The 21,473-nt window shown below is 66.0% G+C and carries 22 protein-coding genes; 9 read left to right on the plus strand and 13 right to left on the minus strand.

From position 1 onward, the window contains the following. The first annotated feature begins 36 nt into the window (after nucleotides 1-36). Nucleotides 37-489, plus strand: coding sequence for an Hsp20/alpha crystallin family protein (locus EGT50_RS10435; RefSeq protein WP_127954102.1), 453 nt, complete (start codon nucleotides 37-39; stop codon nucleotides 487-489). Between the two features lie 106 nt (nucleotides 490-595). Beyond that, nucleotides 596-1,027, plus strand: a complete 432-nt coding sequence (locus EGT50_RS10440; RefSeq protein ID WP_127954105.1) for a CBS domain-containing protein — start codon at nucleotides 596-598, stop codon at nucleotides 1,025-1,027. 108 nt (nucleotides 1,028-1,135) lie between these two features. On the opposite strand, the gene EGT50_RS10445 is transcribed toward EGT50_RS10440, so the two are convergent. After that, the gene (locus EGT50_RS10445; protein WP_127954108.1) at nucleotides 1,136-2,308 is read right to left on the minus strand and encodes an acyl-CoA dehydrogenase family protein; all 1,173 of its coding nucleotides are present in this window, start codon (nucleotides 2,306-2,308) and stop codon (nucleotides 1,136-1,138) included. Between the two features lie 355 nt (nucleotides 2,309-2,663). On the opposite strand from EGT50_RS10445, the gene EGT50_RS10450 reads away from it, so the two are divergent. From EGT50_RS10450 to EGT50_RS10460, 3 genes are all read left to right on the plus strand, one after another. Further along, nucleotides 2,664-4,217, plus strand: coding sequence for a GMC oxidoreductase (locus tag EGT50_RS10450; protein ID WP_456238950.1), 1,554 nt, complete (start codon nucleotides 2,664-2,666; stop codon nucleotides 4,215-4,217). A gap of 206 nt (nucleotides 4,218-4,423) precedes the next feature. Further along, nucleotides 4,424-5,203: a VOC family protein gene (locus tag EGT50_RS10455; protein ID WP_127954114.1), complete on the plus strand. Its 780-nt coding sequence runs from the start codon at nucleotides 4,424-4,426 to the stop codon at nucleotides 5,201-5,203. 59 nt (nucleotides 5,204-5,262) lie between these two features. Next, nucleotides 5,263-5,724, plus strand: coding sequence for an SRPBCC family protein (locus EGT50_RS10460; protein ID WP_127954117.1), 462 nt, complete (start codon nucleotides 5,263-5,265; stop codon nucleotides 5,722-5,724). Nucleotides 5,725-5,759: 35 nt separating this feature from the next. Here EGT50_RS10460 and EGT50_RS10465 read toward each other — a convergent pair whose 3' ends face one another. After that, a complete protein-coding gene (locus EGT50_RS10465) occupies nucleotides 5,760-6,287 on the minus strand; it encodes a ribonuclease H family protein (RefSeq protein ID WP_127954120.1) in 528 nt (175 codons plus the stop codon). 63 nt (nucleotides 6,288-6,350) lie between these two features. On the opposite strand from EGT50_RS10465, the gene EGT50_RS10470 reads away from it, so the two are divergent. Continuing rightward, on the plus strand, nucleotides 6,351-7,283 hold the full coding sequence (locus EGT50_RS10470; RefSeq protein ID WP_127954123.1) for a DNA-3-methyladenine glycosylase family protein: 933 nt from the start codon (nucleotides 6,351-6,353) through the stop codon (nucleotides 7,281-7,283). A gap of 5 nt (nucleotides 7,284-7,288) precedes the next feature. Here EGT50_RS10470 and fabG read toward each other — a convergent pair whose 3' ends face one another. Together fabG and EGT50_RS10480 are read right to left on the minus strand one after the other, a co-directional pair. Continuing rightward, entirely contained in the window at nucleotides 7,289-8,050 is a 762-nt protein-coding gene (fabG, locus tag EGT50_RS10475) for a 3-oxoacyl-ACP reductase FabG (RefSeq protein ID WP_127954126.1), read from the minus strand. A gap of 66 nt (nucleotides 8,051-8,116) precedes the next feature. Next, a complete protein-coding gene (locus EGT50_RS10480) occupies nucleotides 8,117-8,584 on the minus strand; it encodes a hypothetical protein (protein WP_127954129.1) in 468 nt (155 codons plus the stop codon). 393 nt (nucleotides 8,585-8,977) lie between these two features. Between EGT50_RS10480 and EGT50_RS10485 the strand changes: the two genes are divergently transcribed. Then, a complete protein-coding gene (locus EGT50_RS10485) occupies nucleotides 8,978-9,589 on the plus strand; it encodes a TetR/AcrR family transcriptional regulator (protein WP_127954131.1) in 612 nt (203 codons plus the stop codon). A gap of 17 nt (nucleotides 9,590-9,606) precedes the next feature. On the opposite strand, the gene fahA is transcribed toward EGT50_RS10485, so the two are convergent. The 4 genes from fahA to EGT50_RS10505 all read right to left on the minus strand — a co-directional run bounded on the left by fahA (nucleotide 9,607) and on the right by EGT50_RS10505 (nucleotide 14,198). Next, nucleotides 9,607-10,851, minus strand: coding sequence for a fumarylacetoacetase (gene fahA, locus EGT50_RS10490; RefSeq protein ID WP_127954877.1), 1,245 nt, complete (start codon nucleotides 10,849-10,851; stop codon nucleotides 9,607-9,609). Then, the gene (locus EGT50_RS10495; protein WP_127954134.1) at nucleotides 10,848-12,047 is read right to left on the minus strand and encodes a homogentisate 1,2-dioxygenase; all 1,200 of its coding nucleotides are present in this window, start codon (nucleotides 12,045-12,047) and stop codon (nucleotides 10,848-10,850) included. The genes fahA and EGT50_RS10495 overlap by 4 nt, the downstream gene beginning before the upstream one ends. A gap of 179 nt (nucleotides 12,048-12,226) precedes the next feature. Next, the gene (locus EGT50_RS10500) at nucleotides 12,227-12,802 is read right to left on the minus strand and encodes a MarR family winged helix-turn-helix transcriptional regulator (protein ID WP_127954137.1); all 576 of its coding nucleotides are present in this window, start codon (nucleotides 12,800-12,802) and stop codon (nucleotides 12,227-12,229) included. An 82-nt stretch (nucleotides 12,803-12,884) separates the two neighbouring features. Next, the gene (locus tag EGT50_RS10505) at nucleotides 12,885-14,198 is read right to left on the minus strand and encodes a hemolysin family protein (protein WP_127954140.1); all 1,314 of its coding nucleotides are present in this window, start codon (nucleotides 14,196-14,198) and stop codon (nucleotides 12,885-12,887) included. 205 nt (nucleotides 14,199-14,403) lie between these two features. On the opposite strand from EGT50_RS10505, the gene EGT50_RS10510 reads away from it, so the two are divergent. Together EGT50_RS10510 and EGT50_RS10515 are read left to right on the plus strand one after the other, a co-directional pair. Then, nucleotides 14,404-16,644 (plus strand): MMPL family transporter, encoded by a 2,241-nt coding sequence (locus EGT50_RS10510; protein WP_127954143.1) that lies wholly within the window; start codon nucleotides 14,404-14,406, stop codon nucleotides 16,642-16,644. 274 nt (nucleotides 16,645-16,918) lie between these two features. Next, nucleotides 16,919-18,370, plus strand: coding sequence for a catalase (locus EGT50_RS10515; RefSeq protein WP_127954146.1), 1,452 nt, complete (start codon nucleotides 16,919-16,921; stop codon nucleotides 18,368-18,370). A 70-nt stretch (nucleotides 18,371-18,440) separates the two neighbouring features. Here the strand turns inward: EGT50_RS10515 and EGT50_RS10520 are convergent, their stop codons facing one another. Genes EGT50_RS10520 through EGT50_RS10540 form a run of 5 tightly spaced genes read right to left on the minus strand, consistent with a single transcriptional unit; the run spans nucleotide 18,441 to nucleotide 21,470 of the window. Continuing rightward, nucleotides 18,441-19,124: an alpha-ketoglutarate-dependent dioxygenase AlkB family protein gene (locus tag EGT50_RS10520; RefSeq protein WP_235870688.1), complete on the minus strand. Its 684-nt coding sequence runs from the start codon at nucleotides 19,122-19,124 to the stop codon at nucleotides 18,441-18,443. Beyond that, nucleotides 19,114-19,827, minus strand: coding sequence for a 2OG-Fe(II) oxygenase (locus tag EGT50_RS10525; RefSeq protein ID WP_127954148.1), 714 nt, complete (start codon nucleotides 19,825-19,827; stop codon nucleotides 19,114-19,116). Before EGT50_RS10525 ends, EGT50_RS10520 begins: the two co-directional genes overlap by 11 nt. Continuing rightward, on the minus strand, nucleotides 19,824-20,411 hold the full coding sequence (locus EGT50_RS10530) for a methylated-DNA--[protein]-cysteine S-methyltransferase (protein ID WP_127954152.1): 588 nt from the start codon (nucleotides 20,409-20,411) through the stop codon (nucleotides 19,824-19,826). Before EGT50_RS10530 ends, EGT50_RS10525 begins: the two co-directional genes overlap by 4 nt. Next, nucleotides 20,408-20,914 (minus strand): RNA polymerase sigma factor, encoded by a 507-nt coding sequence (locus EGT50_RS10535; RefSeq protein WP_235870689.1) that lies wholly within the window; start codon nucleotides 20,912-20,914, stop codon nucleotides 20,408-20,410. Before EGT50_RS10535 ends, EGT50_RS10530 begins: the two co-directional genes overlap by 4 nt. Before the next feature lie 52 nt (nucleotides 20,915-20,966). Next, nucleotides 20,967-21,470 carry a methylated-DNA--[protein]-cysteine S-methyltransferase gene (locus EGT50_RS10540; RefSeq protein WP_127954881.1) on the minus strand — a complete coding sequence of 168 codons (504 nt, stop codon included), beginning with the start codon at nucleotides 21,468-21,470 and terminating at the stop codon, nucleotides 20,967-20,969. Nucleotides 21,471-21,473 lie beyond the last annotated feature (3 nt).

The raw sequence follows: 21,473 nt of genomic DNA on the forward strand, positions 1-21,473 counted from the left end.
CGAGACCTATTCTCCCTCGAAAGGAGATCGACAGACATGAGTGTTCACTCACCGCACCGACCGACGCAGGCTCTCATGCCGAATTGGCCGATGATGCCCGACTGGTCAGACCTGGTGGCCCGGTTCGAATCGATGCCGCCCTGGACATCGGTGGAAGGGCACATGATTCGCGTCGAGGAACATCTCGATGCCGACCGCTACACCGTCCGGGCGGAACTGCCAGGAGTGGATCCAGCCAAGGACGTGGACATCAGTGTCCGGGAAGGCCAGTTGACGATCAAGGCCGAGCGTGCGGAGAAGAAGGAAGAGGGCACGCGATCGGAATTCCGGTACGGGAACTTCTACCGCTCGATGTTGCTGCCGACGGGGGCGGACGAGGACGCCATCGACGCCACCTATGGCGACGGGATCTTGACGGTCTCGATCCCACTCGCCGCGTCGAGCTCCCAGGAAAGGCACGTCGAGGTCAAGAAGATGAGCCGAAAGTAGGTGCCGCAAGTCGAATAGCCAGCGTCGATATCAGTCCGCATGCGCTACCGCCGGGACCCGAATGCTCGGCGAACCGCACAACCCGCTCACATACAAAGGAGAGACCATGGCTACCGCTAGGGACATCATGCACACCGGCGCAACCTGCGTGGGCGAGCACGAAACTCTGACTACTGCCGCGCAGCGCATGCGGGATCTCGACGTCGGTGCGCTCCCGATCTGCGGCGACGACGACCGTCTGCAGGGAATCGTGACCGATCGCGACATCGTCCTCAAATGCATTGCTGTGAATGCAGATCCCGCGGAAGTGACCGTGGGTGATCTCGCGCAGGGCCGGATCTACCACGTCGATGCCGACGCAAAGATCGACGACGTCCTCACAGTGATGCAGGATCATCAGGTCCGTCGTCTACCGGTAATCGACGAGCACCGACTGGTGGGGATGATCAGCGAGGCCGACCTTGCTCGTCACCTCCCCGACCGCACCGTCGGCCGGTTCGTGGAATCGGTCTGCGCACCCGCCGGCCAAGCCCGGTAGGTGACCGTACGAGGCACAGAGGACAGTCAAGCGGTGAGGTAAGGAAGGTGAGAAAAAGAAGTCGACCCCCATCCGCGAGACGCATGGGGGTCGATCACTAGATCATCGCTAGATCATTGCTCGATGGACGCCCTGCGGTTCGCCACCGAGCTGAGTCAGGGCCGAGGACGCGAAGATCGAGCCTGGCACGTGGATGGCGTGCGTCAGGCCGACGTGGGCGTCACGCCAGAACCGCTGCATCGGGAACTTGAGGTGCATGGCACCGCCGCCGGCGCGCGCGAAGACCTCGTCGACGGCGCGCACTGCGCGCCATGCCGCGGAGACCTGGATACGGCGACCGATGGCACGCTCCTCGAAGGAGACCTCCTGGCCCTTCTCCGTTTTGTCCCAGAAACGGTCGACTGTCTCGAGGATCGACACGCGAGACGCATTGATCTCGGCCGCTGCGTCACCGATCGCGTACAGGACATGCGGATCCTGCATGATCGGGATTCCGGTGACCGCGACGCGTTCCTTCTGAGCCGCCATGTAGCAGGCGAGCGCCCCCTCGGAGATTCCGATCAACGAGGACGTGATGCCGAGCGGGAAGATGCACGAGAACGGGAACTTGTACAGAGTCTCGTCGCGGCCGGCGTGACGCCAGCCGTTGCCACTCATCACGATGTCGGCGTCGAGCGTACGGTGCGCGGGCACGAATGCGTCCTTGACGATGAAATCCTTGGAGCCCGTCCCGCGCAGACCCACGACATTCCAACTGTCCTGGTCGATCTCGTAGTCCGAGCGCGGCAACAGCACGTGCATGATCCTGTTGGTGCGGTTGCCGTCCTCGTCGCCGACGGCAGCGCCGATCATGACCCAACCGCAGTGGTCGGTACCGGACGAGAAGGACCACCGGCCGTTGAGGATGTAGCCGCCGTCGACGGGAACTGCAACGCCCATGGGGGCGTACGGTGACGCCATCCACATATCCGGGTTCTCGCCCCAGATCTCCTCCTGCGCCTTGGTGTCGAAGAACGTCAGCTCCCACGGATGGACACCGACGACGCCGGCGACCCAGCCGGTCGCGCCGTCCATCGCCCCGATCCCCATCACGGTCTCGGCGAACTCTCGCGGGTGGCATTCGAGGCCGCCGAACTCCTTCGGCTGCAGCATGCGGATGACCCCGGCGTCGCGCAGGCGCTTGGCACTGCTGTCCGTCAGGCGCATGAGTTTGTCGCCCTCGGCGCCCTCGGCGCGGATCTCGTCCGCGAACTGCGCGATGTTTTCCAGAACCTGACCCATAGTTTCCAGCTTTCTGTGCTCCGACGACCCTGTTTCTGTGCTCCGGCGACGCTGTAGTGCCGCCTGTCCATTCTTGCGGCCCGACCGCCTGCGACTCACGGCATTCGGTGCGGCAACCCAGACCACACCAGCCCTGTCCGAGATGCGCCAATTTTCCGGAACTGACCCGTAGCGACCACCGTCGACGGTATAACCCTGGCCAGCTAGCCGTGGCAGCAACACGCTGCCTCCCATACTGCGACAGGGGAGATCCATGACCAATAGACGGACGAACCGAGGTGGCGCAACTCGGGGAGTTACACACGTATCACGCCGCCGATTCCTCGCGGGAACGGGCCTGACCGCGGGAGCACTCATGCTCTCGTCGATGTCGACCGCGGCCTCCGCATCCCCCCGCCGTGCCCTCTCCGACGGAGACCGGGTCCCGGCCCTTGTGATCGGCAGCGGCTACGGCGGTGCCGTGGCCGCCCTGCGCCTGACGCAGGCCGGTATTCCCACTCAGATCGTCGAGATGGGGCGCAGCTGGGACACACCCGGCTCGGACGGCCAGATCTTCTGCGGGATGCTCAATCCCGACGAGCGCTCGTTCTGGTTGGCCGACAGGACCGATGCGCCGGTCTCCAACTTCATAGGCTTCAACATCAACCGAGACATCGACAGGTACGTCGGCGTCCTCGACTCCGAGCGGTTCTCCGGCATCAGGGTCTACCAGGGCCGCGGCGTGGGCGGCGGCTCCCTTGTGAACGGCGGGATGGCGGTCACCCCGAAGCGCGACTACTTCGAGGAGATCCTGCCGTCGGTCGACCCGAACGCGATGTACAACACGTACTTCCCGCGTGCGAACGCGGGTCTGGGTGTCAACCACATCGACCAGGACTGGTTCGAGTCGACGCCGTGGTACAAGTTCGCGCGTACCGGCCGCACAACTGCTGAAAGATCAGGATTCACAACAACTTTCGTGCCCAACGTGTACGACTTCGAGTACATGAAGAAGGAGGAAGCGGGCGAGGTCCAGGCGTCCGGACTCGGCGGCGAAGTCATCTACGGCAACAACGCCGGCAAGAAGTCACTCGACAAGACCTATCTCGCGCAGGCCGCGGCCACGGGCAAGCTGACGATCACCGCGCTGCACCAGGTCACCGGGGTCGCGCCTGCCTCCGGCGCCGGCTACGACGTGACGATGGAGCAGATCGACGAACGGGGCAACGTCATTGCCACCAAGGTTGTCACCGCGGACCAGGTGTTCTTCGCCGCAGGTAGCGTCGGCACCAGCAAGCTACTCGTCTCGATGAAGGCGCAGGGGCATCTGCCGAACCTGTCGTCGCAGGTCGGCGAGGGCTGGGGCAACAACGGCAACATCATGTTCGGCCGCGCGAACCATATGTGGCACCCCACCGGGTCCAAGCAGGCCACCATCCCCTCGATGGGTATCGACAACTGGTCCGACCCGGCCGCGCCGGTCTTCGCCGAGATCGCTCCCCTGCCCGCCGGCCTGGAAACGTACGTCAGCCTGTACCTGGCCATCACGAAGAATCCCGAACGTGCTCGTTTCCAGTTCGATTCGGGCACCGGCAAGGTCGATCTCTCGTGGGCCGTGTCCCAGAATCAGGTGGGCATCGACATGACCAAGAAGGTCTTCGACAAGATCAACCGGAGGGAGGCCACGATCTACCGGACGGACCTGTTCGGCGTGTACAAGAGGTGGGGCGACGACTTCACGTACCACCCACTGGGTGGCTGCGTGCTGAACGAGGCGACCGACAACTACGGTCGCCTCTCCGAATACCCCGGCCTGTACGTCGTCGACGGATCTCTCGTTCCCGGCAACGTCGGTGTCAACCCATTCGTGACGATCACCGCGCTCGCCGAGCGCAACATGGACCAGATCATCTCCACCGATCTCGCCTAGCCAGGGCCGACTGCCCCCGTTCCCGTCGATACCGGCGTCTGTCGACGGGAACGCGGCCGTCGACGTTCTGCGATAGTCTCAACCCATGCTCGACCGCGTGTCGCAGTGATCTCCCGGACGGGTCCCGTCCGCCCCCTCTCACCACATCGGGCGACGAGCAGTCGAGTCGACTGGGACGAGTCGACGATGAAGGAGAGGTCATCGCAATGTCTGAACGCTCGAGCTATCCAGCGGGGACGCCCAGTTGGGTGGATCTGCAAACCTCGGACCAATTGGGGGCCAAGGACTTCTACGCGGACGTGTTCGGTTGGTCCTACGACGATCTGACGAACCCTGACGGATCGGTGTATTCGATCGCGATGCTGCACGGCGAGCGGGTCGCCGCGATCGCCCCGCTACCTGCCGGTTCCTCACCGGTCGACACTCCGGCCACGTGGAACACCTTCATCACCGTCGACGACGTCGACGCGGCCGCGGCAAGAGTGGCGCCGGCAGGAGGAAAGCTGATCCTCCAGGCGTTCGACATCGGCGACGCCGGGCGGATGGCTTTCCTCGCCGACCCGACGGGTGCCGAAGTGGGCTTGTGGCAGGCCCGCGAACACGTCGGCGCGACGCTCGTCAACGAGACGGGCACCCTGATCTGGAACGAACTCATCACCGACCACCCCGAGACCGCACTCCCCTTCTATCAGGCGGTCGTCGGGTTGGGCTCGGCCCCGATGCCCGGACGGAGCCGCTACACCGTCCTGCAAGTGAACGGCGACGGAGTGGGTGGATGCACCACACCACCACGGCCGGAGGTACCCAACCACTGGCATGTCTACTTCAGCGTCGACGAGACGGACGCCACCGTCGCGAACGTCGTCGATAAGGGTGGAGCGTTGATGGCGGACCCCTACGACCTACCCATGCTGGGCCGGATGGCCGTACTGTCGGATCCTCAGGGGGCGGTGTTCAGCGTGATGCAGTCCGAACCTGCTCCGTGACCCGGGGTGCGGGTTCCGTGAGTTCTTCACCCACCACAGTGAGAAGTTAGGAGTGTGCGATGCCCGATTTCACGATAAATCGTCAGATTCAGGCTCCGGTGGAAAAGGTGTGGAGCGTACTCAACGACTTCGGGAACATCGCCCGATGGAACCCCGGGGTCAAGCGATCCGAGCTGACATCCGACGGGCCGGTGAGTGAGGGATCGACCCGGCACTGCGATCTCGCACCCCTCGGCGGTGTCGAGGAACGGATCGACACGTACGTTCCGAACGAACGTATGACGGTGAATCTCTACGAGACGTTCAAGCTGCCGATCTCCGGCGGTGTAGCCGATTTCAACATCGCGCCGCATGACGGCGGCACGGAGTTGACGCTGCACTACAGCTACACGCCGAACCTGCTGGGCCGTGTGGCGAAGGGTTCCACCGACAAACAGCTCCGCAAGGGCATCGGCGGCATGGCCGACGCCCTCAAGCAGGAGAGCGAAGAACAAGAGAGCGAACGGGACAGCGCCACCTGACCGGCCGGTGCCAGAACTGATCGAACGGCCTTGCTCTAGAAGAGGGTCAAGTCTGGTTCGGGCTCGAGACCTTTCGGGCGGGTCTGCGGCGACGGCGACTCGGAACCACGCCACGGGGCGGCGGGTTCCGGCGCCGCGGCGACGGCCCGTGCGGCTTCACCGGCCAGCTTGTCCGCCATCTCGTTGAAGTAGTTGCCGACGTGGCCGCGCACCCAGCGAAACCGCACCGGACCGGAGCGTTCGGTGATCGCGCGGTCGATGCCCTGTACCAGCTCGAGGTTCTGCACCGCCCCTCCCGACGCGGTCTTCCACCCCCTGCGCTTCCACCCCGGTAGCCACTCGGACGCGCACTTGATGGCGTACTGGGAATCGGACTCGATGAGCAGCGCCTCCGAGCCGGGGTGTGCGATGACCGCCTCGAGCAGCGCCCTCAGTTCCGCGATCTGGTTGGTGCCGGAGATCTCACCGCCGGACATGCTCGGGCCTGCGTGATTGACCCATGCCCACCCGATGGCTCCACCTGGGTTCTTCAGACACGATCCATCGGTGCTCACGGTGATCATGACTTCGGACAATACGTGCCCGCCACGGCCCTTGCCGGGCAGGTCGGGGATAGGCTGCCCGAGATGACCGGTACCGTTCCGACAGTGCAGCTCGAGCTAGTCACGAAGAGTCCAGTGGACCTTTCGACGACCTTGTCGCCGCTACGCCGCGGACGCTTCGACCCGTGTCACCGTCACGAGCCCGACGGAACCATCTGGCGTACTTCGCTGCTGCCCTCGGGGGCAGTCACCTATCGGCTGCGTCAACTCGGCCCCAGCGTCGTCGACGCCCGGGCATGGGGCCCGGGTGCCCAGGAGTTCGACGAGTTCCTGCCCGGCCTGCTCGGCGAGTACGACGCGGACGGTGCCGCGGCCTTCGCGCCCGAACATCCCAAGCTCGTCGATGCCCACCGCCGGTTTCCGAACCTGCGGATAGTGCGCACCGCGCGGGTCATGGAGTCGTTGGTGCCGGCGATCCTCGAACAGCGTGTGCACACGGTCGCCGCACACGCGTCGTGGCGGCGGCTGGTCACGAAGTTCGGCTCGCCCGCGCCGGGACCCGCCCCGGACGGAATGCGTAGCCCCCCGACCGCGGACGTGTGGCGACGCGTCCCGTCGTGGGAGTTCCACCGTGCCAACGTCGACCCAGGGCGGGCCCAGACCGTCGTCGCCAGCGCCCGGGTCGCCGACCGACTCGAGGAGGTCGTCGGCATGGACCGGCAGTCGGCTCATCGCCGGCTGCGCGCGATACCCGGTTTCGGGGCATGGACCGCCGCCGAGGTCGCCCAGCGGGCACTCGGCGACGCCGACGCGCTGTCGGTCGGCGACTTCCACCTCGCCTCGATCGTCGGGTGGACCCTCCTCGGACGGCCCCTCGACGATGCTGCGATGGTCGAGTACCTCGCCGACCTACGCCCGCACCGGTATCGCGCGATCCGTCTGCTCGAGGTGAGCGGACAGGCCCGGAAACCCCGATTCGGGCCCCGAACGCCGCTCGTCGATCATCGCTGGCACTAGCTGCATCAGGCCTTCGGGCCGCCCGCCACGTAGATCACCTGTCCCGAGACGAAGCCGGCACCCTCACTGACCAGGAACGACGCGGTGTGGGCGATGTCCTCGGGGACACCGATCCGGCGAACCGGGGTCTCGGCTGCCGCGGCTGCCTTGAAGTCCTCGAACGAGACCCCGACGCGCTCGGCGGTCGCTGCGGTCATCTCGGTCACGATGAAGCCGGGCGCGATCGCGTTCGCAGTGACCCCGAACGGGCCGAGCTCGAGCGCGAGCGTCTTGGTCAGTCCCTGCATGCCCGCCTTGGCTGCGGAGTAGTTGGTCTGACCGCGGTTTCCGAGCGCAGAGGTGCTGGACAGATTGACGATCCGTCCCCACTTCTGCTCCACCATGTACTTCTGCGTGGCCCGCGAGAGCAAAAAGGCGCCGCGCAGGTGGACGGACATCACCGCGTCCCAATCGTCGACGCTCATCTTGAACAGCAGATTGTCCCTGGTGATCCCGGCGTTGTTGACGAGGACAGTGGGCGCACCCAACTCGTCGACGATCCGAGCGACGGCGGCCTCGACCCCGGCTTCGTCGGACACGTCCGCACCGACCGCGAGCGCACGGCCACCGGCTTCACGGATCGTGTCGACCGTATCGGCGCACGCCGATTCCTCGAGGTCGAGCACCGCGACCCCCAGGCCGTCGGAGGCGAGACGCTTCGCGACCGCCGCGCCGATCCCCCGCGCCGCGCCCGAGACCACAGCCACCCGTTGATTGCCGTCCGTCATTGCCACTCCTCCGCCGTCCGCACCATCCGTTACGCCTACGGCGAGGCTACGCGGGCCCGACCACGATCAGGACAGGGAGACGGACGAGACGGAAGAGACGGGGGAGATCGTGGCGACGATGTGGTCGATCGCGCCGTCCTCCATCTCGAAGGTCTCCTCGATCTCGACGGTCATCAGCGTCATCGAGCCGATCCCCGCGTCGAGCAGGTACGTGGTGTGGACGGTGTCGCCGGACTCGGTCATCTCCAGGTCCCGAACCCCCTGGATCACCCTGTACTGGATGCCGTTGTTCAGATCGTTCGTCAACTGTTCCCCGCTGAATCCCGTCTGGATGCCGGCTTCGATTCGTGTGGCGTCCGGTGTGAATACAACATCGCTTGCGTCGTGGCTGACGAGAGCGTCGATGTACGCCCGGGCCATCGCTTCGTTAGGGGTGTCTGCCGGGTTCGGGGCCGCCGAGGCTGCAGCGGGGACTGCGACGGCCACCGCCGTTGCAGCGAGCAGGGACAGAGTCGACATCTTGGCGATACGCATGCCGCATCGTAACTGAAACGTGTTCTTGTTCGCCTGGATGCCGCCGAACGTCTCGCGCTCTGCAGAGTCCGTGAAATTCAGGTAGGAAGACCGGGTAGACAGAAGTCATCGGATGATGGGACGATTCGAACGTCGCGACCGCCCGAGTCCTGATCGGTGCGACAACAGGGTTTGGTCGTGGCCTTGGCCTCACGAACGCCTGCAGTGGAGGACAGACCACCTCGACTTTTCGACATCTAGAGTGCCGCAAGCCTGATTGCGGCCCGCCCTGCCCCGACGAAACCGACGGTGAGCAGGGTCGGAATCCCCTCCGGAATCTACGCATCACCCCGGCGGTACATCTGCGTCCGGTCATCGACCTCGGGTGATGGGTACGAATGGGAGCTGGAGAAGATGGATAAGCACACGATGCTCGACCGTCGCGAACGGAACAAACTCCAAACCCGCTCACGACTGCTGGCTGTCGCTCGCGGGCTCTTCGCCGCACAAGGGGTCGACGGTACGACCGTCGAGGACATCGCGGACGGGGCCCACGTCTCACGCGCGACGTTCTTCAACTATTTCCCCAGCAAGGACGAGCTGCTCGCAGCCCTGCACACCAACCACATGGACGCGCTGGCGGGCGTGATCGACGACCTTCTCACCCAGGACCTGACGACGCGTGACCGGATCATCCGCCTCTTCGATGACTTCGTCCAGACCGCGAAGGATCTGCCCGGGTACCTGCGCGTGGTGACCGGTGAACAAGTGCGCGACCTCGCCTCGCCGGAGGTCAGCGTCGAGCGCACCGAACACTTCAACGAACAGATTCAGCGCATCCTCGAGCCTGGCATCGAAGGCGGCGAGGTCCGTACCGACTACTCGCCGAAGTTTCTCGCGGAGATGGTCTCTGCGATCTACATTTCGACGATCCGCAGCTGGCGTCAGGACCGGGACTACGACCTCGAAGACGGTTTCGGGAAGGCGGCTCGCTACGCCGCCGAATCCGTGTCGTCTCGAGCCTGATGGCGGACTGGCGAACCTCACGCTCGGCCGTGGCGGCGTCGCTGCACACCCGGCCGATTGCTCTTCGCTTGCCGCGTCTCACCCGCGGCGGGTAAGACGCGGGCGCGGACCTCACCGAAGCCGATGCGTCCGCCGCTCGGGCCGGGGGCGGTCGCCGAGATCGAGATCTCGTCGCCGTCCTCGAGGAAGGTGCGCTGCTCGCCGGCAACGGTGACGGGTTCGGTGCCGTTCCAGGTCAGCTCGATGAATGCGCCCCGCTGGTCCTTCTCGGGGCCGGAGACGGTGCCGGAGCCGATCAGATCGCCGGTGCTCGCCGCCGCACCGTTGACGGTGATGTGTGCGAGCATCTGTGCCGGCGACCAGTACATCTGGCGGTAGGGCGGACGGGAGACGTAGTCGCCGTTCCACTCGACCGCGAGATCGATTTCCAGGCCCCACTTCTCTTCGCCCCGCAGGTAAGGCAGTGGAGTCGGATCCTGTACCGGGGTGTCGATACGCGCTGCCTCGAGTGCTTGCAGCGGAACCACCCACGGGGAGATGGAGGTAGCGAAACTCTTGCCGAGATTCGGGCCCAGTGGAACGTACTCCCAGGCCTGGATATCGCGTGCCGACCAGTCGTTGAGTACCACCGCGCCGAAGCAGTGCTCGGCGAACTGGTCCGGGGTGATCGAGCTACCCATAGGTGAGCCGACACCGACGATGAAGCCTATCTCGGCTTCGATGTCCAAGCGCACCGACGGACCGAACGTGGGGGCGCCGTCGGTCGGTGCCTTGCGCTGACCGCAGGGGCGAACGATGTCGGTGCCCGACACCACGACTGTGCTCGACCGACCGTGGTAGCCGACCGGGAGATGCTTCCAGTTCGGAAACAGCGCAGCCGAGTCCGGGCGAAACAGCTTGCCGAGGTTGGTCGCATGGTTCTCCGACGCGTAGAAGTCGACGTAGTCGGCCACCGCGATCGGCATGTGCATCGTGACGTCGTCGATGGCGAATACTGCCTCGTCGGCGATCTCGCCGGACACTAGTTCGGTGACCTGCGCGCGCACCTCGACCCAACGGTCGCGGCCCTGGGCCATGAACGCGTTGAGCGTCGGATGGGCGAAGAGGGCAGCCGCAGGGTCGCTCAGCGCCTTCGAGAGATCGACGACGCTGCCTCCGACGCGCACACCGACCCGCCGGCCGGTGTCGGCGGTCGAGAACACGCCGTAGGGCAGATTGTCGACGCCGAACAGCGAACCGGCGGGAATCGAGATGACGGTCACGTGCTCGGCCCCCGCCCGGACCACGACCAGGCGTAGGCCTCGTCCTCGCACGAGAGCGCACCCTCACCGAGCTCTAGGGGATGGAACGTGTCGACCATGACTGCGAGCTCGTCGAAGAACTCGACACCTATGCTGCGCTCGTACGCTCCCGGCTGCGAACCGTGCGCGTGACCGCCTGGGTGGACCGAGATCGAGCCGGGGCCGATGCCCGAACCCTTTCGTGCCTCGTAGTCGCCACCGCAGTAGAACAGGATCTCGTCGGAGTCCACGTTCGAGTGGTAGTAGGGCACCGGGATCGCCAGCGGGTGGTAGTCGACCTTGCGAGGCACGAAATTGCAGACGACGAAGTTGTTGCCCTCGAACACCTGGTGTGCCGGCGGCGGCTGGTGCAAGCGGCCCGTGATGGGCTCGAAGTCGTAGATGTTGAACGTGTAGGGGTACAGGCAACCGCCCCAGCCGACGACGTCGAACGGGTGGTTCGGGTACACCATGCGAGTGCCGACGATCCGACCGCCGGCGCGGTGCTTGACCAGCACCTCGACATCGGTGCCCTCGGCGACGAACACCTCGCTGGGGCCGTGCAGGTCCCGCTCGCAGTACGGCGCGTGCTCGAGGAACTGGCCGAAGCGGGACAAATAGCGCTTCGGCGGAGCGATGTGGCCGCTTGCCTCGATTACATACGCGCGCAACGGTTCCGGCCCATGTGGCACCCAACGATGGGTAGCCGACATCGGGAGCAGAACATAGTCACCCTGGTGTGCGCGCAATGCACCGAACACGGTCTCGACGATCGCCTCACCGGACTCGACGTAGACCACCTCGTCACCGACCGCGTTGCGGTACAGCGGCGAGCCCCTCGCGGCGACCACGTACGAGATGCGTACGTCGGCGTTGCCGAGGATCAGCCGGCGACCAGTGACCACGTCCGTCTCGGCCCAGGTCTCCTCGAAGAACAATTTGTGGAGCTCGAGGTGTCGCGGCTTGAGCGGGTAGTTCGGGGTGGTGGTCTGGTCACGCAGTTCCCACACGGTCGAATCGACGATGGCCGACGGGATGTGGCGGTGGTACAGCAGCGAAGAGTCGGACGTGAAACCCTCCTCGCCCATCAACTCCTCGAAGTACAGCTGACCGTTCTCGTCCCGGTGCTGGGTGTGACGCTTCGGCGGGACATCGCCGAGCTGTCGGTAGAACGCCATGACCGGCCCTCCTGACCTGGTCGCGCCCCGGGCTGTGGTCGTCACCGTCGGTGGAACCGCGGCGCGACCGCGGCCTCACAGCCACCGACGCGCTCTCCTATTAGTAAATAGGTTAATTAGTTTCGGCCGATGGGCGCAACCACTCGATGCGAACCACCGGAGAGGGCGAAACGCGGGGGTCAGTTGCGCCCGCGGACGTCGAACTGACTGCGGTTGGTGATCAACTTGTCGAGCAACATCACGAGAATGCGCTGTTCAGGCTCGGTGAGGACGCTCGTCCACGCGTACTCGCGCTCATTGTGTTCTCGGTACGTGTCGGCGATCTCGGCCCGCCCCTTCTCCGTGAGGGACAGCTGAACCGATCGCCCGTCGTGCTCGTCCGGCGTCCGCTCGAGCAGACCAACCGCTTCGAGCGTATTCGTCAGGTTCGATACGGCGGCGCGGCTCATACCGGTGAGCTTGGCCGCGCTCTTCGGTTCGATCGGCCCGGCGAGCCAGGTGACGAACAACAGCCGGAACGCCGACCACGAGAGCCCCCGCGGCCGATGCACCGAGGACTCCAGATCGTAGGTGACGACGTTCGCAGCGCGGTTGAGGGTCAGCAGCACCTGGGTCGCCAGTTGGTGGGTAGATCCGAACTCGGTGCTCAGCCGACGATTCGCCAGGTCGATGAACGACCAGAAGTCGAGCGAGCCGGGCCCGGCCTCCGCCGGCTCCTGCGCCACCGGCGCATCGCGCCTGTCGTCGCCGCTCATCGGCCCACCCTATCGCGGCAGGTGGCAGATGCAGGCCGCGTCGGAGCCTGGACAACCCACCCGAAATTAGTACATTTGTAAACTATATCGGCCAGTGGGCCTGGGGTCGCTCCCCGGGACCGTCTTTCGACAGGTGCAGGGCCGCGATACGGCGTCCGTCCATCTCGCTGACGGTGAGCCGGTGGCCGTCGACGTCGACCACGTCCCCGAGTCGGGGAATCCGTTGCAGGCGGTGCAGCACGTAGCCGGCGATGGTCTCGTACGGCCCGTCGGGAACCGTTGTCCCGGTGTCTTTCTCGAAGTCCTCGACGAGGAGCAACCCGTCGATCTCCTGTTCCTGCCCGTCTTCGTCCACAGCATCGGGTTCGTGCAACGGGGCAAACTCGTCACCGATCTCGCCGACGACCTCCTCGACGATGTCCTCCAGGGTCGCGATGCCGGCCGTCCCGCCGTACTCGTCGACGACGAGGAGAATCTGCGCGCTGTCACGGCGCATCAGTGCCAGCGCCGCCAGTGCTGGTTTGGATCCGGGCAACGCGAGGATCGGCCGACACAGCTCCCCGACGGTGGCGACCCGGGCCGGATCGGCGAGTTGGAGATCACGAACATGGACAAAGCCGACGACATCGTCGCGAGAGGTGCCGACGACCGGGAATCGGCTGTGTCCCATCGCGAGGGTCTCGTCCTGTGCCTTGCGGACCGGGGTGTCCTCGGCGAGGAAGTCCACCTCGGTCCGTGGCCGCATCACCTCGTTCAGAGTCCGCTGGCCGACGTCGAAGACTTCGGCGAGGACGCGACGCTCCTCGTCCTCGATGCCTCGTTGACCGAGGACCAGTTCCCGCAACTCAGCGGGCGTCATCTCCTCCCGCTTGCGGGACGGGTCCACGCCGAGAAGACGAACCAGACCGTTGGTCGAGACCGACAGCAGCCAGATCACCGGACGAACGAGCGTCGCGAAGCGGTCCAGCGACGGCGCCGTCACCAACGCCACCCCGGTGGCGTTCTGAAGAGCAATGCGCTTGGGGACAAGCTCACCGAGTACCAACGACAGATACGAGATCACGAGAGTGGTAGAGACCAGGGCCACTACGTCCGCAGCGCCCACAGACATCCCCCATCCCCGCAACGTCGGGGCGATGCTCGGGGCGAGCGACGCGGCGCCGTACGCCGCCGAGAAGAAGCCGGCGACGGTGACGCCGATCTGGACCGAGGAAAGGAAGCGGTTCGGATTCCGAGCCAGACTGGCCGCTCGCGCACCCCGGCGACTGCGATGCGCGAGGGTGTGGATCTGGCCTTCCCGCAGAGATACGAGGGCGATTTCGGTGGCCGCGAAAACCCCACCGGCCAGGATGAACGCCACGACGAGAACGAAGTCCAGGAGCGTGTCGCCAGTCACGGCCAACACCGCCGATTCATGCGTCGGTGGCGGTTCATGTCCCTTTCACCTCGCTGAACGCAGCTGCGTCCACACCTCGAGACTATCGCGCAGGGCGCGTCCCGTTCGCCGTCACCGGTCGAACCGATCTTCCCACCCGTGCCGTTCTTCCGTGCTGTACTGGTTTGCGTTGGCTGCCGGCCGCGATCGCGTACGAGGAGCACCGATGACACGTGTGCAGTCCACTGGCGGGACCTCGCCGGGCACCGCCGGCTCCAGCCGCCGCGGCTGGCCGGTGTTCACAGCCGTCGCGTTCGCGATCGCGGCGCTGATCTTCGGCGGGCTCGGCGGATCCTTCCAGGGCAAGCTCGCCGAGGTCCAGAAGAACGACAATGCGTCCTACCTGCCCAGTTCCTCGGAATCGACGATCGTTGCGAACGAGAGTGCGAAGTTCCTCGAGGTGGAGACGATTCCCGGTGTGGTGGTGTTCCATCGCGACGGCGGGCTCACGGACGCAGACAAGGACGCGATCGAGCAGGCTCGGATCTCGATGGCATCGATCGAGGGTGTCGACACGGACGGCGTCACCCCCACCCAGTTCTCCTCCGACGACACCACCGCATCTGTGTTCGTGCCGCTGATCGCCGAGGAAAACGGGACCACCGTGGTCGGCCCCGATCTTGTCAGTGTCGAGCAGGAAGTGCTCGATGCCGCGAGGAACGCCGTGGCCACCGACCTCGAGGTGCTTCCGGCCGGGCCCGGCGGTCTGCTGGCCGCGCTCATCGACGCGTTCGAGGGACTCGACAGCACCCTGCTTGTGGTCGCCCTGTCGGTGGTGATCCTGATCCTGCTCGTGGTGTACCGGTCGCCGGTGCTGTGGTTCTTTCCGCTGTTCTCGGCGCTGTTGGCGCTCGGGGTGGCGTCGATGCTGGTCTACTTGCTCGCCGATAACGAAATCCTCACGCTCACCGGGCAGTCCCAGGGCATCATGTTCGTCCTCGTGATCGGCGCCGGAACCGACTATGCGCTGCTGCTGATCTCCCGCTACCGCGAGGAACTGCACTTCTACGAGAATCGGTTCGACGCGATGATCAAAGCCTGGCGGGAGTCCGCGCCCGCCATCACCGCGTCCGCTGCCACCGTGATCCTCGGCCTGCTCTGTCTGAGCTTCTCGGAATTGAATTCGAACAAGAGCATGGGCCCGGTCGCGGCGATCGGAATTGCGTGCACGTACCTCGTGATGATGTCGTTCCTGCCCGTGGCACTGTCGGCGGCCGGCCGCTGGGTGTTCTGGCCACGCAAGCCCAAGGCCAATCATGCGGAAGACAGCGCGACAGACATGGTGACCCACCGCCTGTGGAGCCGGATCGCTGAGGTCGTCGGCCGTCGTGACCGACCCGCGTGGATCGGGGCTACAGCGCTCTTGGCTGTCCTGTTCGCGGTCGGCATCGGCAGCCTGCAAACCGACGGGCTGACCTCGACCGAGTTCTTCACCACCAAGCCAGACGCCGTTCGCGGGCAGGAACTCTACGACGCCAAGTTCGACCGGGGCGCCGGCGCACCCGCCGTGATCACCGCGAACGCGTCGAGCGTGGACGCGGTGATCGAGGCGGCGAGCGGGGTAGAGGGCGTCAACCAGAGTCCGGGATCGGTGTGCGTTCAGGTCGACGAGGCGAAGGTCCGGGCGCTGCTGCAGGGCCTCGGCCCCGGCGCCCCGCAGCAGTTGCCTCCGGGCTGCCCACCGGCCGCGTTGAACGTCGATCCGATCGACGGACGGACGATGATCAACGCAGACCTCGCCGATTCGTACGACTCACCCGAGGCACTGCAAACGGTCCAGCGACTCCGGGACACCCTGCACGCATTGCCCGGCGCAGACGCGCTCGTCGGCGGCACTTCTGCCGCGACCCTCGATGTGCAGATCGCCTCGGTGCACGACCGGAACTTGATCATCCCGATCGTGCTCGTCGTGATCTTCGTGGTGCTGGCGCTGCTGCTGCGCGCCCTGCTGATCCCGGTGATTCTGATCGCGACCGTGGTGCTCAGCTTCGCCGCCGCCCTGGGGGTGAGCGGGCTCTTCTTCACGTACGTGTTCAATTTCCCGGGAGCGGACCAGTCGTTCCCGTTGTACGCGTTCGTGTTCCTCGTCGCGCTGGGAATCGACTACAACATCTTCCTCATGACCCGGGTCCGCGAAGAGACGCAGACCCACGGCACCCGCGCCGGGGTTCTGCGCGGGCTCACGGTGACCGGTGGGGTGATCACGTCCGCGGGCATCGTGCTGGCCGCCACGTTCGGGGTGCTCGGCGTGCTGCCACTGGTGTTCCTCGCCCAAATCGGGTTCGCTGTCGCGTTCGGCGTCCTGCTCGACACGATCGTCGTCCGCAGCGTGCTGGTTCCGGCGCTCTCCCACGACATCGGGAAACCGATCTGGTGGCCGTCGAGACTGGCGCGTGCTCGAGATTGAGGCGCCCGAAAGAAAGCACGGCGGCCGTCATAGCGTCCGGACCCGCCAGATCGGTTGACGGATCAGCGCGGAAGTGGTCGGGTGGTAGGTGATGGATGGCGCGCTCGGTACGCGCCGCATCAAAATGCGGTGACTGCAACAGCGGCACCTTCCGTGGAAGGTTGCGCGCGTCACGTCCCGGGTGAGCACTCCACCGATGATGCCCTGCAGCCCAATAACTTTCGGGGCGTCGTCTCTACTGCACGGACACGTGACTTCGCAGGGAAGGTGTGCGATGTCGAACTACACCACAGACGACTCCGGAATCCCGGTCCCCAGCGACGAGCATTCGCTGACCGCCGGTCCTGACGGGCCGATCCTGCTCCAGGATTACTACCTGATCGAGAAGATGGCCCAGTTCAACCGCGAGCGCGTTCCGGAACGGCAACCACATGCCAAAGGCGGAGGCGCGTTCGGCACCTTCGAGGTGACGAACGACGTGAGCGCCTACACGAAGGCCGACCTGTTCCAGCCCGGCAAGAAGACCGAGATGCTCGCCCGATTCTCCTCCGTCGCGGGTGAACGTGGCAGCCCGGACACGTGGCGCGATCCGCGCGGGTTCGCTCTGAAGTTCTACACCGAGCAGGGCAACTTCGACATGGTCGGCAACAACACCCCGATCTTCTTCGTGCGCGACCCGATGAAGTTCCAGGACTTCATCCGTTCGCAGAAGCGGCGGGCCGACAACAACCTGCGAGACCACGACATGCAGTGGGACTTCTGGACGCTCTCGCCCGAGTCCGCACACCAGGTGACGTGGCTGATGGGTGACCGTGGGATTCCCCGAACCTGGCGCCACATGAACGGCTACTCGAGCCACACCTACATGTGGGTGAACGCGAAGGACGAGCGCTTCTGGGTGAAGTACCACTTCAAGACCGACCAGGGCATCGAGTTCCTCACCCAGGAAGAGGCCGACAGGATCGCCGCCACGGACACCGACTTCCACATGCGGGACCTGTGGCAGGCGATCGAGCGGGGCGAATACCCCACCTGGACGCTGAAGATGCAGATCATGCCGTACGAGGAGGCCAAGACCTACCGATTCAACCCATTCGACCTCACCAAGGTGTGGCCGCACGGGGACTACCCGCTGATCGACGTCGGCACCATGAAGCTCGATCGCAATCCGACCGACTATCACTGCGAGATCGAGCAGGCCGCGTTCGAGCCGAGCAATTCCGTACCCGGCACCGGGCCCAGCCCGGACAAGATGCTGCTCGGCCGGTGGTTCTCCTACCCGGACGCGCATCGCTACCGCATCGGCTCCAATTACAAGGAGCTGCCCGTCAATTCGCCGCACGCGGCACCGCTGGGCTCCTACACCAAGGATGGACGGATGCGACACCACAATGCGGGCGATCCGGTGTATGTGCCGAATTCGAAGGGCGGGCCGCACGCCGATGTCGCGGTGTCCGGCGAGTCCCCCGGCTGGTACACGGACGGCGAGATGGTGCGGCAGGCCTACACGCTCCGCAAGGACGACGACGATTGGGGTCAGGCGGGCACAATGGTCCGCCGGGTGCTCGACGACGCCGCACGCGACCGATTGGTATCCAACATCGTCGGGCATCTGCTCGACGGCGTGACCGAACCGGTGCTGGCTCGGGCATTCGACTACTGGCGCAACGTCGACAAGGATCTGGGCGACCGTATCGAAGAGGGGGTGCGCGCCGGACAGAAGTGACGGTCGAGACCCGCGTCGCGCGAGCGTGCGCGCTGCGCGGCCGCCGCCAGACGGCGCGCGGATCGGTCGCTCAGGGCTGATCCTCGAATCCGGTCACCCGTAGGGTGATGTTCAGTCGCCCCGACGGCAGTCCGCATTCGGGGTTAGCCGTCCGCGGAAACACCTTCGGCACACCGTGGTACGCGAACCGGGACGGTCCCCCGAACACGAACAGATCACCGGAGCACAACTCGACATCGGAGTACGGCCTGCCCCGGGTCTCGGGGTTGCCGAACCGGAACGTGCACTTGTCCCCGATGCTGAGCGACACCACCGGTGCCGCGGAGCGCTCCTCCTGATCTCGGTGCATTCCCATGCGGGCGGCGTCGTCGTAGAAGTTGATCAGCGCCGCGTCGGGTTGGTAGGCATTGCCCGCCTGGAGGTCGTCGTAGGCATCGGCGACGGCACGTTTCCCCAACTGTGCCAACCACTGCGGCACGGGAAGGACCCGGCCTCCGCCGGCGTCGAAGGCGACGCGGCTGTAGCGGTACGGCTGCCAATGCCAGCCCAGGCACACGGTCTTGACCGACATCGAGTGTCCCGTCGGCAACCGAGCGGCTCGCATCGGTACCGGACCGCGGGCCCACTCACGACACGCGGCGACCAGCATGCGCTGCCGGTCCGGATCGAGCCAGTTCGGAACGAGCACCGCGCCGGGGGCGACGGTGCGGCGGGGTCTCGGGATGAGCGCCATCGCCTCCCCGTCACTCGGCATCGTGCAGCACCAACCCGAGCGTGCGGCGCTCACCCGAGCGCACCGTGCTGACGCCGTGCCGCATCGGGGCCGCCGACCACCCCCGCGCCGACTCCACCGGCCGGTCACTGGTGGTGAACACGAACGCATGACCCTGGCGCAGCATCGTCGCCGTGCCGCGGGACTGCATCCGCGCCCGCTGTTCGACGAGAAGGAACTCCCCGCCCTCGTAGTCGGCGGCCGGTTCGTCCAGCCCGATCACCACCTGCAACGGAAACACCAACTCGCCGTACAGGTCCCGGTGCAAGGCGTTCCAGTCGCCGGGTCCGTACCGCAGGAGCAGCGGGGTGGGCCGCAGCTGCCCGGCGCTGTGGCACATCGTCAGCCACTCGTCGAGGGTGTCCGGCCACGGCGCCGGCCGGCCGAGGCGCTCCGCCCATTCCCGAGCGACCGGAACAAGTTTCACGTAGAACATCGACCGCAGCTGCGCGATCGGACCCGGCAACGGGTACTCGAAGTAGCGGTACTGGCCGGAGCCGTAGTGGCGCGGCGCCATGTCGACAGTGGCCCGGAACAGGGTCTCGTGCTCGTAGAGGTCGGCGAGCGCTCGGCACTCGGACGGGTGCAGGATCGGATGAGTGCTCTGCGACCCGCCGACCTCGTCGAGTTCGTCGAGCAGCGAGGTCCAGTCGAGCGACTCGACGCGGTCCTCCAACCCCTTCATACCGCCTCCATGGTCAACAGCGCCCGCTTCGCCTCGGCGCCTCCGGCGTACTGCCCGATGCTGCCGTCGCTGCGAACCACCCGGTGGCACGGAACGAACAACGGCAGCGGGTTGGTGGCACACGCGGTGCCGACGGCCCGGACCGCGCGGGGGCTGCCGACGGCCTCGGCGACCTCCGCGTAGCTCGCCGTCGTCCCGTATGCGATGCCCGGCAGCCGGGTCAGCACCTCACGGCGGAAGCCACGCGAGAGCCGCAGGTCCAGAGGGACTTCGAAGCGGCTGCGCCGCCGGGCGAAGTACTCGTCGAGCTGGCGGGCGGCGTCGTCCAGGCGGGCCGGCGCTTCCAGGATGCGCGGGCTCACCCGTTCGGCAAGCATCTCGAGTACGGCATCGTGGTCCTCCCGCGGATACGCGACCCGGACGAGTCCAACGTCGGTGGCCGCGAGCAGCAACCGTCCGACGGGGGTGTCCGCGACGCGGTACGCGATGTCGAGCAGGCGGTCTCGGTCCGCTGTGGCTGCCAGGCGAGCATGCAAGCGGCTCAGGTCGGACGGACGAACGGTCGGTGTCGGGATCACGCTCATCTGACAGCTCCCTCCTGCGCGAGCGATTCGGATCGCGGCGGGTAGGTGCGCCGAAGCCGGGCTATACCGTCGGCGGCGGCGCGGCGGGCGGCATCGGTGCTGTTGCCGAGGATCCTCGCGATCTCTGCATACGGCAAACCCGCCAGGTGGTGGTAGACGACCGCAGCCCGCTGCGTGAACGGCAGCTCGGCGAGCGCGTCCCACAGTTCGTGGTTCCACTCCCCGGGCAGGTCGCGCCGCGACTCCTGCTCGGGCACGTCGTCCGTCGGGATCGCCGTTCGCTGCCGGACTCGGTGGACATCGACCGCCTTGCGGTGCGCAATGGTCACCAACCACGCCTCGACGTTGGCACCCGGATCGAGGTCGGGGTAGCCGCGCAGGGCCGCCAGGAACGTTTCCGACCAGGCGTCCTCCGAGTCGACGGGACCGAGCAGGGCGCGGCACACCCGCAGCACCACCGGCCCGTGCTCGGTGACGATCTTCTCGAACGGTTTCAGTCCCACTCTTGGTAGACGCTCTGGAGCACCGGAACGTGAGGTTCGGGGCGTGCCCGATTCAGAACAGCCCATCCTGGGTCCCGGGCGGGTATGGATTCTCCAGGTCGAGCAGGTACCGCTTGCGTTCGAGTCCGCCCGCGTACCCGGTCAGGGAACCATCGCTGCCGACGACGCGATGGCAGGGGACGATGATCCCGATGGGGTTGCGCCCGTTCGCCGCGGCGACGGCGCGGATCGCGGCCGGGTGGCCGAGATGCTCGGCGAGCTGCCTGTACGTCCAGCGCGCGCCGTACGGGATGGTTCGCAGCGCCGCCCACACCCGCCGCTGGAACTCGGTCCCGTCCGGCGCGATCGGCACCGTGAACGCGGTTCGCTCGCCGCGGAAGTACTCGGCGAGCTGCGACGTCACGCCATCGAAGCCTGCGTCGACCCGGGCTCCGAAGCGGGTGCTGTCGGGCAGGTGGCGCTGCTGGTCCATGTAGAGCCCGCTCACCGCATCGGCGGTGCGGACCAGGGTCAGCGGCCCGAGAGGCGAGTCGACGACGGTGTGCACTGTCTCCACGTT

It is taken from the genome of Rhodococcus xishaensis, assembly GCF_004011825.1.
Lineage (GTDB): Bacteria > Actinomycetota > Actinomycetes > Mycobacteriales > Mycobacteriaceae > Prescottella > Prescottella xishaensis.